We start from the raw sequence: 15,127 nt of genomic DNA on the forward strand, positions 1-15,127 counted from the left end.
TCTACAACGTCGCGCGCTGCTTGTCTCGCCCGATGGCCCCGTAAAGGCCGACCCCGGAGGGCACCGGAAGGTGCCGGGGCTCGGGCTTGGCCGGGGCCGTCTGGGCCCGCAGATCGGCCAGCTCGACCCGGGCGGCCCGTGCATCCGCCTCATGGCGGCGCGCGGCACGGCGCCAGTGCCGCTGGCCGAACCAGACGGCGCAACCGCCGGCGATGACGCCCACGGCAGCGACCAGGATCAGCAGCAGGAACAGCGGCAGCGTGATCGACAGGGCCGGATCGGCCGCCATAAAGGGATCGAAGGAGACGGTGACGAAGTGCCGGTTGGCGACCGCAAAGGTCACCAGGATCAGGGCCAGCGGAATCAGGATCAGCGCGGTCAGGAACTTTCGCATCGCGAGCGCCCGTCTTGAATCAAGCTTGCTGCCGCATCATGCGGCCATCAGGTAAAACCCGGACGACAGCGCTAGTCCGGTGCGCCCGGATCCGGATGATCGCGGTTGAGCCGCTCGCGCATTTCCTTGCCGGTCTTGAAGAACGGAACGCTCTTCTGATCGACGGGGACATGGGCGCCGGTGCGCGGATTGCGGCCGGCGCGTGCGGGGCGATGCTTGACCGAGAAGGCACCAAAACCGCGCAGCTCGACGCGGTCGCCGCGTGCGAGTGCTGCGACGATTTCCTCGAGAATCGCATTCACAATGTTCTCGACATCCCGCTGGTACAGATGCGGGTTGTGCTCGGCGATACGCTGAACAAGTTCGGATTTGATCATCGAGGAATAGGACCCGGAAGCGTGCGGATGACCATTTCCGTGAAAATACTGTGATCTGTCAAGACGCTAAATGAAGGTTGAGCGTCGTGAAAATGCGTGACATTTGCCGAAAAAGCGGGCTGCACCGCTACCCGCGGGACGGGAAAAAGCTCTCGAGCTCGCGTTGTTCCCACTTATTCCCGGTCAATTCGACGCAGCCGGCTGCCACAGGGCCAGCATCCCGTCCAAGCCGACGCGATCGACCGCCTGCACGACGCCGGTTTGCGCGATTTGGTGCGCAATCGCGCTGAATCCAAGCGCTTCCAGCGTGACGGAGGCGGCTGTCTTGAGGAACGGCAGGTCGCCAAAGCGCGGCTCGAGCTTGTAATCGCGCACCGAAAGACCCTTCTTGACGCCCTTCTGCTCCTCGAGCCAAGTCACGGCGGTTTTCTCGTCACCGAGCTGATCGATCAGCTTGAGATCGATCGCCTGGCGGCCGGTAAAGACGCGGCCATCGACCACTTTTTCGAGCTGCGTGTCATCCATGCCACGCCGCTGCTTCACCAGATCCTTGAACCAGGCATAGGAATCCTTCACCAGCGCGTCCAGCGCGGCCCGGGCCTCGGGGCTGGTCGGCTCAAAACCGTTGGGGGCGGCCTTCAGCGGCGTGGACTTCACTTCCTCGACCTTGACGCCGATCGTCTTCAGAAGCTCCGAGACGTTGGGAAACTGGAACAGCACGCCGATCGAGCCCACCAGCGAGCTCTGCTGCGCGATGATGTGGTCGCTCGCAATCGCAGTGATGTAGCCGCCCGATGCCGCAAGACCCTCGACCACGACGACCAGCGGCTTCTTTGCCTTCAGGCGCGTCAGGGAATCGTAGAGCTGCTCGGAGCCGGCGGTGGTGCCGCCCGGCGAGTTGATGTGAACGATCACAGCGGCGGCCTGCGAATTCTCCAGCCGCTCCAGCGCCCGCGTCCGCTCGGCATCGCTGCGGATCAGACCGTCGATCTGCACGCGCGCGATCGCGCCGGCGGAGGCGAAGGTGCCGCGCGCGCCCGGCGTCGCGACCAGCGCAAAGCCCGCGATCGCAGCGATCGCGATCAGCGCGGCCACCACGCGCCAGAACGTCAGCTTGCGGCGGATCCTGCGGCGATCGACGATGATGTCAGAATCGAGCGACATCGGAATATCTCCAAATGAAGGGCCGCTGGCGTTGTGCCGTCACAACGTGACCAATGGCTTGTCTGGATACATCAATTGCGGCGCAATTTGAAGAAAACAAGGCTGTGAGCGGGGTACCGGGGACGACGACGGCAACAAAAAAGCCCCGGCTCGCGCCGGGGCTCTGATGTCTGCAAAAGCAAGCGTTTCGCTTACTTGCTGTCGCGGTTCTTGAGCGCGGTGCCCAGGATGTCGCCGAGCGTCGCACCCGAATCCGAGGAGCCGTACTGCGCGATGGCTTCCTTCTCTTCGGCGACTTCGAGCGCCTTGATCGACACCTGGACCTTGCGGGCCTTCTTGTCGAACTGGATCACGCGGGCATCGACCTTCTCGCCGACGGCGAAGCGTTCGGCGCGCTGGTCGTTGCGGTCACGCGCGAGCTCCGAGCGCTTGATGAAGGTCGAGAAGTCGGTACCGGCGATCTTCACCTCGATACCGCTTTCCTTCACTTCGAGCACTTCGCAGGTCACGACCGCGCCCTTCTTGACATCGCCCGGCTCGGCGAAGGGGTCGCCTTCGAGCTGCTTGATGCCGAGCGAGATACGCTCCTTCTCGACGTCCACATCGAGCACCACGGCCTTCACCATGTCGCCCTTCTTGTAGTTGTCGATCACCTGCTCGCCCGGAAGCTTCCAGTCGAGGTCGGAGAGATGGACCATGCCGTCGACGTCGCCCTCGAGGCCCAGGAACAGACCGAACTCGGTCTTGTTCTTGACTTCGCCCTCGACCACCGAACCGGTCGGGTGACCTTCGACGAAGACCTCCCACGGGTTGCGCATGGTCTGCTTGAGGCCGAGCGAGATGCGGCGCTTGACGGAATCGACTTCCAGCACCTGCACATCGACTTCCTGCGAGGTCGACACGATCTTGCCGGGGTGCATGTTCTTCTTGGTCCACGACATCTCGGAGACGTGGATCAGGCCTTCGATGCCCGGCTCGAGCTCGACGAACGCACCGTAGTCGGTGATGTTGGTGACACGGCCGGTGAAGCGGGCACCCAGCGGGTACTTGGCTTCGATGCCCTGCCACGGATCGTCCAGCAGCTGCTTCATGCCCAGCGAGATGCGGTGCGTCTCGTGGTTGATCTTGATGATCTTGACCTTCACGGTCTGGCCGATCGAGAGCACCTCGGTCGGGTGGTTGACGCGGCGCCACGCGATGTCGGTGACGTGCAGCAGGCCGTCGATGCCGCCGAGGTCAACGAACGCACCGTAATCGGTGATGTTCTTGACCACGCCGTCGATGACCTGACCCTCTTCGAGGTTCTGCACCAGCTCCTGACGCTGCTCGGCGCGGGTCTCTTCGAGAACCGTGCGGCGGGAGACGACGATGTTGCCGCGGCGGCGGTCCATCTTGAGGATCTGGAACGGCTGCGCGTTGTTCATCAGCGGCGCAACGTCGCGGATCGGACGGATGTCGACCTGCGAGCGCGGCAGGAAGGCAACGGCACCGTCGAGGTCGACGGTGAAGCCGCCCTTGACCTGGTTGAAGATGACGCCCGTGACCTTCTCGTTGTTCTGGAACGCCTTCTCCAGCTTGCCCCAGCTCTCCTCGCGGCGCGCCTTGTCGCGCGACAGCACGGCTTCGCCGAGGGCGTTCTCGATGCGATCGAGGAACACTTCCACCTCGTCGCCAACCTTGATCTCGCTCTCACGGCCGGGGCCGGAAAATTCGCGCAGCGCAACGCGGCCTTCGGTCTTCAGGCCGACGTCGATGACGGCCATGTCCTTTTCAATTGCAACCACCTTGCCCTTGACGACCGAGCTCTCCTGCAGGTTGCCACCTGCGAAGGACTCGTCGAGCATCGCGGCGAAATCGTCACGCGACGGGCTATAGGTATCAGCGGAAGTCGAAGCCATTTGTTCTCCAGTTGCGGATGTCTTGCCGGCCGTTGGGTTGTTGGGCGTATCGGACGCGCAGTGTCGGAAGGTCCACAAAACCTTCGAGCGACCGCTCGTTGCTCCGGTTTTGCGACCGGAACAGCGGAAGCGGGCCGGCTGGGCCCGCACGTTCGATACGTGAAAATCTGTTGTCCGGAGCCTGGATCGCGTCGGCCCCAAACAGGGACCGAGAGTATCGACCTCAAAGAGCGGGAGCGGGCGCTTCCTCCAATGACGGCAGCGGCTTAACCCCGCGACCGGCCCGCTCGGACGGCCTCGATAATGTCGATGGCGGCCCGGACGCCGCCTTCTATATCCAGTTGGGAGTTATCTAGCAAGTAAGCATCCGCGGCCGGTTTCAAAGGCGCAATCGGCCTGTTCTTGTCCCGCTCGTCGCGCTGGATGATGTCGGCGAGCACCGCCGCCTCATCCGCCTCCTCGCCCCTGGCCCTCGCCTCCATGGTGCGGCGGCGGGCGCGGACTTTCGGGTCGGCCACGACGAAAATCTTCACGTCGGCGTCGGGGCAGATCACGGTTCCAATGTCGCGGCCGTCCAGGACGGCACCGGGCGGACCGGCGGCGAATTGCCGCTGGAAAGTGAGCAGGACCTCGCGAACCCGGGGGATTGCCGAAACGATCGAAGCGCCCTCGCCGGCCGTCTGGGTCTTGAGGGCGGGATTGCCGAACTTTTCGGGATCGAGTTCCAGCGCGGCCTGCACCGCAGCCGCCTCGTCCCGGAGATCATGACCGGACTGCATCAGGGCGTAGGCGACCGCACGATAGATCACGCCGGTATCGAGGTGACGATAGCCATAGTGATGGGCGAGGCGCTTGCCGAGCGTGCCCTTGCCCGAGGCCGCGGGTCCATCGATGGCGATGATCATGAAAACTCGGCCCCCAGCGACCGCATCATCGGAATGAAGTCCGGGAAACTGGTGGCGATGAAGCCGGTGTCGTCGACGGTCACCGGCTGATCGGACGCGCAGCCCATCACCAGCGCGGACATCGCGATACGGTGGTCCATATGCGTGGCGACAGTGCCGCCGCCGGGCACATGGCCACGGCCCTCGACGATCAGGTCGTCGCCGGAGACGGTGACCTTCACGCCGTTGACGCGGAGCATGTCCGCGGTGGCCTCGAGCCGGTCGGATTCCTTGACGCGTAGTTCCTGCAGGCCGCGCATGATGGTCGTGCCTTCGGCGAAGGACGCCGCGACCGCCAGCACGAGATATTCGTCGATCATCGAGGGCGCGCGTTCCGGCGGCACCTCGACGCCACGCAGTTTCGACGCGCGCACGCGCAACTGCGCCATCGGTTCACCGGCGTCACCGCGCACGTCGCTTTCCTCGATCGAAGCGCCCATCTCGCGCAGCGTCGTGAAAAGGCCGGTGCGCAGCGGGTTGGTCATCACGTCCGACAGAACGACATCGGAGCCTTCGACGATCAGTGCCGCGACGACCGGAAAGGCCGCTGAGGACGGATCGGCGGGCACGATGACGGTCGCGCCATGCAGCTCGGGCTGGCCGACCAGCGTGATGCGGCGGCCGTGAGCGCCCTCGGCCACCGAGGTGATATCCGCGCCAAAATGCTTCAGCATCAGTTCGGTGTGGTCGCGGCTGGCCTCGTTCTCGATCACCGTCGTGGTGCCCGGCGCAGACAAGCCCGCCAGCAGCACCGCCGATTTGATCTGGGCCGAGGCAACCGGGGTCTTGTAGGTGATCGGCAGCGGATCGCGCGCGCCATGGACGGTCAGCGGCAGCCGGCCGCCCTCGGCTGCAGAAGCAACCTTGGCGCCCATCTTTTCCAAGGGATCGAGGATCCGGCGCATCGGGCGGCTGCGCAGCGAGGCATCGCCGTCAAAAATCGCCGAGATCGGGCAGCCGGCGACGGCGCCCATCACGAGCCGGCAGCCGGTGCCGGAGTTGCCGAAATCCAGCGCGGCCTTGGGCTGCGCAAAGCCTCCGACGCCGACGCCCTGCACTTTCCAGGCGAAATCGCCGGTGCGTTCGACCTTGGCGCCGAGCGCCTGCATCGATTTGGCGGTGTTGAGGACGTCCTCGCCCTCGAGAAGGCCCGTAATGCGGGTTTCGCCGACCGCGAGCGCGCCCAGGATGAGGGCCCGGTGCGAGATCGACTTGTCCCCGGGCACCCGTACTTTCCCGGTCAGGGGGCCGCTCGAGCGCGACTTCAGCGGCGTCGGCTTGTCGGAATGGGTCAAGATTGTGTCCTTGGATGCGCCTCAGAGGCTCGCGGGCACCTACCACATGGTCTCCCCGCCGTCACGAGCATGTCTTTCTCTCGTAATGCGCTATTGACAGCGGGCCGCCAACTAGCCAAGTGAAACACCGCTTTTCAGACATCCCAGGATTCCTCTGCCGTGGCCAAGTCCGAACTCGGAACCAAACGTATTTGCCCGACCACGGGCAAGAAGTTCTACGACCTCAACAAGAATCCGGTGATCTCGCCCTATACCGGCGAGGTTGTGCCGATCGCGCCCGTGGCGCCGGCCCGCGCGACCCGCGGCGCCGAAGCTCGTCATGCGGCTGCCGCGGATACCACGCCGGAGCCGGCAGAGGTCGAAGAGGTCTCGCTCGAGGAGGCCGATGCCGAAGAGAACACCGGCAAGGTGAAGGCCGTCGTCCCCGAATCCGAGGATGATATCGAGGTCGACGAGACCCTCGATGACGACGATGACGATGATTCGACCTTCATTGCCGACGAAGAAGAGGGCGATGAGGACGTTACCGACATCATTGGTGATGTCGGAGGTGATGAAGAGACTTGAGATCAGTCCTGATCTGTGAAAAAGGGTGCACCGCGCGAGTCGGAAGGCTCGCCGGTCGGGAGTGATCCCCCAGGATCATCCCAAGAGTTAAGGGGCCATAGCTCAGCTGGGAGAGCGCTTGCATGGCATGCAAGAGGTCGGCGGTTCGATCCCGCCTGGCTCCACCACGCTTCGCCCTTCGGGCTACGCGTGGCGCAGCCGCGCAGAGCCTGAAGGCCGAAGCGTGGTGTCCGGCGAAGCCCGCAGGGCGAAGACGGACTGACAATTGGTTGGCTCGCTCACGATGACCCAGGCGATAGCCCGTCAATGTGGTACGTCTACATCATTCAAAGCATCCAATTTCCCGACCAGGAATACATCGGCGCCACGGAAGATCTGAAGCGACGACTGCCTGAACATGATGCCGGCAAATCCACCCACACGGCGAAGTTCAAGCCATGGAAGCTGGTCTGGTACTGCGCCTTCCCTGACAAGCTGAAAGCGCTGGCGTTCGAGAAATATCTCAAGTCGCACTCGGGTCGCGCCTTCTCGAAAAAGCGGCTCTGCTAGCTCCGCCCCCTACTCCCCAATCACCGCATTCAACCGATCCCTCAACGCAACGATCTCGTCCTTCATTGCGACCAGCTCCGACACGGAGCAGTCCGACGCGGCCAGGATCGACTGCGGGACGCTGCGCGCCTTGTCCTTGAGCGCGTGCCCCTGCGGCGTCAGCGCGATCAGGACCTGACGCTCGTCCTCGCTGGAGCGCGTGCGCTTGACGAGGTGCGCGGCCTCTAACCGCTTGAGCAGCGGCGTCAACGTGCCGGAATCAAGAAACAGCTTCTCGCCGATGTCCTTGAGCGGCACGTCGTCGCGCTCCCACAGCACCAGCATCACCAGATATTGCGGATAGGTCAGGCCAAGCCGGTCGAGCAGCGGCTTGTAGACGCGGTTAAAGGCATGCGCGGCCGAATAGACGGCGAAGCAGATCTGGTTGTCGAGACGTTGCGGATCCAGGGTCGATAATTTCCGGGCCATAGGGAATCTCACGAGATTGACCCGCATTGTGGGACCGGGCGGGGCGACATTCAATTGCGAACAATTAAATGTGAGGCATGCAAATTTCAATTGCGCACAATCTAATTGTTTGCGATATAGATTCCACCCCAACCCGAAGACCCCAAGGGAGACGAAAATGTCCGTGAACGTCCTCTACAAGACCAGCGCAAAAGCCACCGGTGGCCGTGACGGCCATGCCGCGACCCTCGACGGCGCACTCGACGTCAAGCTCACGACGCCGAAGGAGCTCGGCGGTGGCGGCGGCGCCGGCAACAATCCCGAGCAGCTGTTTGCGGCCGGCTATGCCGCCTGCTTCATCGGCGCGATGAAGTTCGTGTCCTCGCAGGGCGGACCGAAGGTTCCCGCCGACGCTTCCGTGACCTCGACCGTCGGCATCGGCCCGCGCTCGGCCGGCGGCTTCGGCCTCGACATCGATCTGGCCGTCTCGCTGCCGGGCCTGTCCCGCACCGAGGCCGAGGCGCTGGTCGAGAAGGCGCACCAGGTGTGCCCGTATTCCAACGCGACGCGCGGCAATGTCGACGTTCGCCTGACGGTCGTCTGATCTGACGGTGGATTGGCTGGCCCGGGATCCCCCTCGGGCCGGCCGCTTCCGCCTGATTTGCCATGCCGCGGGATTGCCGCCTGCGCTGCATGACCCTCTACGCGACAAGCCATTGCTGGCTTGAACGAACCTCGCTAGGCCTGTCGTCAACATCGACACAGGGGAAGCGAAGGCATGACTGAAGCCGCAACCGGCGCAATGAGCGGACTGCGCGTCATCGATCTCACGCGCGTGCTCGGCGGCCCCTACTGCACCCAGATTCTCGCCGACCACGGCGCCGACGTGATCAAGGTCGAGCCGCCCGCGGGCGACGAGGTGCGCGACTGGGGCCCTCCCTTCCACGACGACGACGCGGCCTATTTCGTCGGCATCAACCGCAACAAGCGCTCGATCGGGCTCGATCTGGCCTCCGAGGGCGGCCGTGTCGTGCTGCTCAAGATGCTGGAGACGGCCGACGTCCTGATCGAGAATTTCAAGCCGGGCACGCTGGAGAAATGGGGCATCGGCAACGATGTGCTTAGCAAGAAATATCCGCGTCTCGTGCATTGCCGGATCTGCGGCTTCGGCGCCGACGGCCCGCGTGGCGGCAATCCCGGCTATGACGCGATCATCCAGGCCATGACCGGCATGATCGCGGCGACCGGCTCGCCCGAGAGCGGCCCGATGCGGATCGGCGTGCCGCTGGTCGACATCACCACCGGGCTCTATGCGGCGATCGGCATCCTGATGGCACTGTCCGAGCGGCAGCGCTCCGGCAAGGGTCAGTTCCTGGAGACGACGCTGTACGAAACCGGCCTCGCCATCATGCATCCGCACACCGCGAATTATTTCATGCATGGCAAGCCGCCCGGCCTCACCGGCAACGAGCACCCGAACCTCGTGCCGTACGCGATCTTCCCGACCAAGACCGACAACATCTTCATCGGCGTCGGCAATGACGGCACCTTCCGTAAGCTCGCCAAGGAGATCGGCAAGCCCGAGCTCGGCACCGATCCGCGCTTTGCCCGCAACAAGGACCGCATCGCCAATCGCGACGCGCTGCGCGCCGAGCTTGCCGCGGTGTTCAGCCAGCACGAGGCCGAACCGCTGTGCAATCGCCTGCTGGCCGCAGGCCTGCCCGCAGGTCCCGTGCAGAAGATCGACCAGGCGTTGACCAACCCGCACACGATCGCGCGCGGCGATGTCATCGAGAAGGACTGGTACAAGGGCGTGGCCTCGCCGATCCGGCTCGATCGCAGCAAGCCGAGCCTGCGCCGCCTGCCGCCGAAGTTCAGCCAACACTCCCAGGAGGTGTTGGGTGAGTTCGGCTACTCAAAGGCGGAGATCGACGCGATGGTCGCGAACGGCGTCGTCTGCGGGCCCGAGCGCAAGCGCTAGGGCCCAGCCTCCGCGCATCCAACGGGTGATGCCGCACTGCGGCGCGGGCACATGTGTGCACCGCGAACGGAGGAGGCTGCCCGCGCCGTGTTCGCCTATTTGATGGCTTCCCTTTTCCAGCGCTTGCCGCTTTCGTTTCGGCCGCTTACACAGTCATGTGAACGTCATAAGGCGCTGCTAGCGCAAGCGCTTCTTTTTGACGGCCAAGAGAACGGCCAAGGGAGGTTACTTAATGGCTCTTCGACATTTTGGAGCGGCTGCCGCTGTTGCATTCGCGGTCGGCATGACGGCTTCGCCGGCGCTGGCCGTGACTGAAATCCAGTGGTGGCATGCGATGACGGGCGCGAACAACGACGTCATCGTCAAGCTCGCCAACGACTTCAATGCGTCGCAGAGCGACTACAAGGTCATCCCGACCTACAAGGGCAGCTATCCCGACACCATGAACGCAGGCATCGCCGCCTTCCGCGCCGGCAACGCCCCGCACATCATGCAGGTGTTCGAAGTCGGCACCGCGACCATGATGGCCGCGACCGGCGCCGTGAAGCCCGTCTACAAGCTGATGGCCGACGCCGGCGAGAAGTTCGATCCGAAGAACTATCTATCCGCGATCACCGGCTATTATTCGACCTCGAAGGGCGAGATGCTGTCCTTCCCCTTCAACTCGTCGTCGACCGTGATGTGGGTCAACCTCGACGAACTGAAAAAGGTCAACGCCGAGATCCCGAAGACCTGGCCCGAAGTGTTCGAGGTCGCCAAGAAGCTGCACGACAACGGTCATCCGACCTGCGGCTTCTCCAACTCCTGGGTCACCTGGGTCAATCTCGAGCAGCTCTCCGCGTGGCACAACGTGCCGCTCGCCAGCAAGGCCAACGGCCTCGACGGCTTCGACACCAAGCTCGAGTTCAACGCGCCGCTGCAGGAGAAGCATCTCGAGAAGCTGGTCGAGCTGCAGAAGGACAAGACCTACGACTACGCCGGCCGCACCAACCAGGGCGAAGGCCGCTTCACCTCGGGTGAGTGCGCGATCTACCTGACCTCGTCGGCCTTCTTCGGCAACGTCAAGGCGCAGGCCAAGTTCAACTTCACCGCCGCGCCGATGCCGTATTATCCGGACGTCAAGGGCGCGCCGCAGAACTCGATCATCGGCGGCGCTTCGCTCTGGGTGATGGGCGGCAAGTCGGCCGACGAATACAAGGGCGTCGCCAAATTCCTGACCTTCCTCTCCGACACCGATCGTCAGGTCTACATCCACAAGGCCTCGGGCTATCTGCCGATCACCAAGGCCGCTTATGAGAAGGCCAAGGCCGAGGGCTTCTACAAGGATCAGCCCTATCTCGAGACCCCGCTGCTCGAGCTGACCAACAAGGAGCCGACCGAGAATTCGCGCGGTCTGCGCCTCGGCAACATGGTCCAGCTGCGTGACGTCTGGTCGGAAGAGATCGAGCAGGCGCTGGCCGGCAAGAAGACCGCCAAGCAGGCGCTCGATGCCTCCGTCGAGCGCGGCAACACGATGCTGCGCCAGTTCGAAAAGACCGCCGCAAAATAAGGCGAAGGCGCCGGCGGGCCGCACGATCGGCGGCCCGCCGGCACCACCCCATCATGCAAAAGCAAGCGATTTTCCAATCAAAGCTGCTGCCGTATGCGCTGGTTGCGCCGCAACTCGCGATCGTTCTGATTTTCTTCTACTGGCCGGCCGCGCAGGCCGTCATCCAGTCCTTTCTGCTGCAGGATGCTTTCGGCCTCTCGACCAGCTTCGTCTGGTTCGAGAATTACGTCGAGCTGTTCAGTGATCCCGCCTATTTCGAGACGGTCGTCCGGACCTTCTTCTTCTCGTTTGCGATCGCGGCGTCCTCGCTCTCCGTGGCACTGCTGCTCGCGGTGATGGCGGACAAACCGTTGCGCGGCGGCGCGGTCTATCGCACGCTGCTGATCTGGCCCTATGCCGTGGCGCCGCCCGTGGTCGGCGTGCTCTGGGTCTTCATGCTGCATCCCTCGCTCGGCGTGCTCTCGCGCTATCTGCGTGCCGCCGGCATCGAATGGAATCCGCTGCTCGACGGCAACCAGGCCGCGACGCTGGTCATCCTCGCCGCCGCCTGGAAGCAGATCTCCTATAATTTCCTGTTCTTCCTCGCGGGTCTCGCGGCCATTCCGAAGAGCGTGCTCGAGGCCGCCGCGATCGACGGCGCGCGCCCGATGCGCCGGTTCTGGACCGTGACCTTCCCGCTGCTGTCGCCGACCATCTTCTTCCTGCTGGTCGTCAACATCGTCTACGCCTTCTTCGACACGTTCGGCATCATCGACACCATGACGCGCGGCGGTCCCGGCAAGTCGACGGAGACGCTGGTCTACAAGGTCTACAATGACGGCCTGATCGGCGGAAACCTCGGCAGCTCCGCGGCTCAGTCGGTGATCCTGATGGTCATGGTCATCGTGCTGACCGGCATCCAGTTCCGTTTCGTCGAACGCAAGGTGACCTACTGATGGTCGAGCAAGAGGGCTTTCGACGCTACGTCGCCCACATCGTCCTCTGGATCGGGATCGCGATCGTCGCCTTCCCGGTCTACGTCGCCATCGTCGCCTCGACCCAGGACAACGCGCTGATCGCCAACGGGCAGATGTCGCTGTTGCCCGGCGGCCATTTCTTCGAGGTCTACTACCAGACCATCTTCGTCGGCACGAGCGGCACGACCCGCGAGCCGGTCGGCAACATGATGCTGAACTCGCTGGTGATGGCGCTGGCGATCGCGATCGGCAAGATCGCGATCTCGATCATCTCGGCCTATGCGATCGTCTATTTCCGCTTTCCCTTCCGGATGCCGATCTTCTGGATCATCTTCATCACGCTGATGCTGCCGGTCGAGGTCCGCATCTATCCGACCTACAAGATCGTCGCCGATCTGCACATGCTCGACAGCTATGCCGGCCTCGCGCTGCCGCTGATCGCATCGGCCACCGCAACGCTGCTGTTCCGCCAGTTCTTCATGACCGTGCCGGATGAATTGCTGGAGGCCTCGCGCATCGACGGCGCCGGCCCGTTGCGCTTCTTCTGGGATACGCTGCTGCCGCTGTCGCGCACCAACATGGCCGCGCTGTTCGTGATCCTGTTCATCCTCGGCTGGAATCAATATCTCTGGCCGCTGCTGATCACCACACGCGACGACATGCAGACCATCCAGATCGGCATTCGCAAGATGATGACCACCAACGATGCGCTGACCGAATGGCCGATCGTGATGGCGACCGCCGTGCTGGCCATGCTGCCGCCGGTGTTCGTCGTCGTCGCCATGCAGAAATTGTTCGTGCGCGGCCTGGTCGAGACGGAGAAGTAGAGAGTCATGGCCAACGTCACCCTGCGCAACGTCCGCAAGACCTATCCCGGCGGCTTCGAGGCCATCAAGGGCGTCAACGTCGATGTCGGCGACGGCCAGTTCTGCGTGCTGGTCGGGCCCTCCGGCTGCGGCAAGTCCACGCTGCTGCGCATGGTCGCGGGGCTCGAGACCGTCACCGGCGGCGAGATCGACATCGGCGGCAAGGTCGTCAACCAGGTCGAGCCCGCCGATCGCGACATCGCGATGGTGTTCCAGAACTACGCGCTCTATCCGCATATGAGCGTATTCAACAACATGGCTTACGGCCTGCGCAATCGCGGCATGAAGGAAGCCGAGATCAAGACCCGCGTCGAGGAAGCCGCACGCGTGCTCGAGCTCGCGCCGATGCTGGAGCGCAAGCCGCGCCAGCTCTCCGGCGGCCAGCGCCAGCGCGTCGCCATGGGCCGCGCCATCGTGCGCCAGCCAAAAGTGTTCCTGTTCGACGAGCCGCTGTCGAACCTCGACGCCAAGCTCCGCATCTCGATGCGCGTCGAGATCCGCAAATTGCAGCGCCGGCTCAACGTCACCTCGATCTACGTCACCCACGACCAGCTCGAAGCGATGACGCTCGCCGACATCCTGGTCGTGATGAACGGCGGCCAGGTCGAGCAGGTCGGCAATCCGCTGGCGATCTATGAGAAGCCGGCCACGACCTTCGTTGCGTCCTTCATCGGCGCCCCGCCGATGAATCTGATGTCGACGCGCCAGGACGAGATCAAGTTGCAGCTCGGCGGCAGCGCAGGCGAGGCCGGCATCCTCGGCATCCGTCCGGAGGATCTTGCGATCACCGACCAGACCCCGGCCGGCGGCGTTGCACTGCCGCTGACGGTCGAGGCGATCGAGCGCGTCGGTGCCGAGACCTTCGTTTACGGCTCGCGCGCCCAGGACGGGCAGCGTGTCGCCGCCACCCCGGGCGAGCTACCGGCAGGCGAGGTCATCGTCCGCATTCCCGGAACCGAGGCCCCGGCGATCGGCCAGAAGATCCGGGTCGCGGCGGTGCGCCAAAAGCTGCATTTGTTCAGCGGCGATGGCCGGACGCGGATCGAGGCCTGACCGGTTCCGAAAGGTCCGGCCGGCCAAGACCGCGAAAACAACCCCATGCACAGTAGACGGGGCGCTGTTTTCATTGAGGTAATTCGCCCGCACCGTCGTCATGGCCGGGAGAGGGCGGAAGCAGTGAATCCACAGCCCCCTCCTACGTCCTTGAACCCAAACCGGGATATGCCCATATTGCTGACCAAGGGGCGCCGCTTCCGGGCCCTGAAATGCCAAAGTCGCTTCGAGAGGACTTTGTAAACTATGTCTCGTGTTCCTACGTTATCCAGTCCGTTCCTTCTGGGCTTCGACGAGATCGAGCGCGTGCTCGACCGCGTCGTCAAAGGCGCCGACGGCTACCCTCCCTACAATATCGAGAGGTGTGGCGGTGCGGACAGCCAGCCCGAGCGCTTGCGCATCACGCTGGCGGTCGCCGGATTCACCCGCGACCAACTCGATGTAACCATTGAGGAAAACCAGCTCGTCATCCGCGGGCGGCAGCAGGACGACAAGACCCGGCAATACATCCATCGCGGCATCGCCGCGCGCCACTTCCAGCGCACTTTCGTGCTGGCGGAGGGGATGCTGGTGCTGGGTGCGGATCTGAAGAACGGGTTGTTGTCGATCGACCTGGCCCGGCCTGAACCGGAGAGGATCGTTAAGACAATCGCTATCAATGAGCACGAATAATGGAACGAGTAGCGGACTCGACCGCTTAGTTTCTGTGAAGGAGTCGAGACCATGAGTGAAGGTCACGTTGTATTCGAACACGAAGCCAGGAACGCCTCGCCCGAGACGCTGGCGAACCTCGGCGAAGGCCACATCGCCTATGTGAAGCAGATCCGCTCCGAGGATGTGCCCGGCCTGTTCCCCGAAGCCCCGAAGATTGCGCCCGGCCTCAAGCTGTTCGCGCTACATGCCGCCGACGGCACGCCGATCATGCTGACCGACAGCCGCGAAGCCGCAGTGGCGAATGCCTGGAGCAACGAGCTGCAAGCCGTCAGCGTGCACTGAGCGCACGCGCGTCGCACGACTAGAAATTTGGCGGGCATGCCTTCGCACGAAGGCGCGCCCGTTTTCATTTGTGCCGCGCCGCTGCTAGACG

General features: G+C 63.7%; 17 protein-coding genes and 1 tRNA gene. 11 read left to right on the forward strand and 7 right to left on the reverse strand.

The window, feature by feature from the left end:
- Window position 1: 1 nt before the first annotated feature.
- The 6 genes from NLM31_RS00440 to aroA all read right to left on the reverse strand — a co-directional run bounded on the left by NLM31_RS00440 (window position 2) and on the right by aroA (window position 6,072).
- The gene (locus tag NLM31_RS00440) at window positions 2-394 is read right to left on the reverse strand and encodes a lipopolysaccharide assembly protein LapA domain-containing protein (RefSeq protein WP_254127243.1); all 393 of its coding nucleotides are present in this window, start codon (window positions 392-394) and stop codon (window positions 2-4) included.
- 71 nt (window positions 395-465) lie between these two features.
- Window positions 466-771, reverse strand: coding sequence for an integration host factor subunit beta (locus NLM31_RS00445; protein ID WP_007598410.1), 306 nt, complete (start codon window positions 769-771; stop codon window positions 466-468).
- 183 nt (window positions 772-954) lie between these two features.
- Window positions 955-1,935, reverse strand: a complete 981-nt coding sequence (gene sppA, locus NLM31_RS00450) for a signal peptide peptidase SppA (RefSeq protein ID WP_254127245.1) — start codon at window positions 1,933-1,935, stop codon at window positions 955-957.
- A 191-nt stretch (window positions 1,936-2,126) separates the two neighbouring features.
- Window positions 2,127-3,833 (reverse strand): 30S ribosomal protein S1, encoded by a 1,707-nt coding sequence (gene rpsA, locus NLM31_RS00455; protein ID WP_254127247.1) that lies wholly within the window; start codon window positions 3,831-3,833, stop codon window positions 2,127-2,129.
- Between the two features lie 266 nt (window positions 3,834-4,099).
- The gene (gene cmk / locus NLM31_RS00460; RefSeq protein WP_254127249.1) at window positions 4,100-4,738 is read right to left on the reverse strand and encodes a (d)CMP kinase; all 639 of its coding nucleotides are present in this window, start codon (window positions 4,736-4,738) and stop codon (window positions 4,100-4,102) included.
- Window positions 4,735-6,072: a 3-phosphoshikimate 1-carboxyvinyltransferase gene (aroA, locus tag NLM31_RS00465; protein WP_254127251.1), complete on the reverse strand. Its 1,338-nt coding sequence runs from the start codon at window positions 6,070-6,072 to the stop codon at window positions 4,735-4,737. Before aroA ends, cmk begins: the two co-directional genes overlap by 4 nt.
- A gap of 159 nt (window positions 6,073-6,231) precedes the next feature.
- On the opposite strand from aroA, the gene NLM31_RS00470 reads away from it, so the two are divergent.
- The 3 genes from NLM31_RS00470 (at window position 6,232) to NLM31_RS00480 (ending at window position 7,188) form a co-directional block, all read left to right on the forward strand.
- A complete protein-coding gene (locus NLM31_RS00470; protein ID WP_234682465.1) occupies window positions 6,232-6,639 on the forward strand; it encodes a TIGR02300 family protein in 408 nt (135 codons plus the stop codon).
- Between the two features lie 91 nt (window positions 6,640-6,730).
- Window positions 6,731-6,806, forward strand: a tRNA-Ala gene (locus NLM31_RS00475).
- A gap of 139 nt (window positions 6,807-6,945) precedes the next feature.
- Window positions 6,946-7,188 (forward strand): GIY-YIG nuclease family protein, encoded by a 243-nt coding sequence (locus NLM31_RS00480; protein WP_254191151.1) that lies wholly within the window; start codon window positions 6,946-6,948, stop codon window positions 7,186-7,188.
- 9 nt (window positions 7,189-7,197) lie between these two features.
- On the opposite strand, the gene NLM31_RS00485 is transcribed toward NLM31_RS00480, so the two are convergent.
- Window positions 7,198-7,656, reverse strand: a complete 459-nt coding sequence (locus NLM31_RS00485; protein WP_254191152.1) for a MarR family winged helix-turn-helix transcriptional regulator — start codon at window positions 7,654-7,656, stop codon at window positions 7,198-7,200.
- Window positions 7,657-7,813: 157 nt separating this feature from the next.
- On the opposite strand from NLM31_RS00485, the gene NLM31_RS00490 reads away from it, so the two are divergent.
- The 8 genes from NLM31_RS00490 (at window position 7,814) to NLM31_RS00525 (ending at window position 15,036) form a co-directional block, all read left to right on the forward strand.
- Complete coding sequence (locus tag NLM31_RS00490) at window positions 7,814-8,239, forward strand: organic hydroperoxide resistance protein (protein WP_254127257.1); 426 nt, start codon at window positions 7,814-7,816, stop codon at window positions 8,237-8,239.
- Between the two features lie 174 nt (window positions 8,240-8,413).
- Window positions 8,414-9,616, forward strand: a complete 1,203-nt coding sequence (locus NLM31_RS00495) for a CaiB/BaiF CoA-transferase family protein (protein ID WP_254127259.1) — start codon at window positions 8,414-8,416, stop codon at window positions 9,614-9,616.
- A 232-nt stretch (window positions 9,617-9,848) separates the two neighbouring features.
- On the forward strand, window positions 9,849-11,165 hold the full coding sequence (gene ugpB / locus NLM31_RS00500; protein WP_254127261.1) for a sn-glycerol-3-phosphate ABC transporter substrate-binding protein UgpB: 1,317 nt from the start codon (window positions 9,849-9,851) through the stop codon (window positions 11,163-11,165).
- 53 nt (window positions 11,166-11,218) lie between these two features.
- On the forward strand, window positions 11,219-12,100 hold the full coding sequence (gene ugpA / locus NLM31_RS00505; RefSeq protein ID WP_254127263.1) for a sn-glycerol-3-phosphate ABC transporter permease UgpA: 882 nt from the start codon (window positions 11,219-11,221) through the stop codon (window positions 12,098-12,100).
- Window positions 12,100-12,948: a sn-glycerol-3-phosphate ABC transporter permease UgpE gene (gene ugpE, locus NLM31_RS00510; protein WP_254127265.1), complete on the forward strand. Its 849-nt coding sequence runs from the start codon at window positions 12,100-12,102 to the stop codon at window positions 12,946-12,948. The genes ugpA and ugpE overlap by 1 nt, the downstream gene beginning before the upstream one ends.
- 6 nt (window positions 12,949-12,954) lie before the next feature.
- Complete coding sequence (locus NLM31_RS00515; RefSeq protein ID WP_254191153.1) at window positions 12,955-14,040, forward strand: sn-glycerol-3-phosphate import ATP-binding protein UgpC; 1,086 nt, start codon at window positions 12,955-12,957, stop codon at window positions 14,038-14,040.
- Between the two features lie 246 nt (window positions 14,041-14,286).
- Complete coding sequence (locus NLM31_RS00520) at window positions 14,287-14,712, forward strand: Hsp20 family protein (RefSeq protein ID WP_254127269.1); 426 nt, start codon at window positions 14,287-14,289, stop codon at window positions 14,710-14,712.
- 51 nt (window positions 14,713-14,763) lie between these two features.
- A complete protein-coding gene (locus NLM31_RS00525) occupies window positions 14,764-15,036 on the forward strand; it encodes a DUF1150 domain-containing protein (RefSeq protein WP_194465218.1) in 273 nt (90 codons plus the stop codon).
- The last annotated feature ends 91 nt before the right edge of the window (window positions 15,037-15,127 follow it).

The organism is Bradyrhizobium sp. CCGUVB4N, assembly GCF_024199945.1.
Taxonomy (GTDB): Bacteria; Pseudomonadota; Alphaproteobacteria; order Rhizobiales; family Xanthobacteraceae; genus Bradyrhizobium.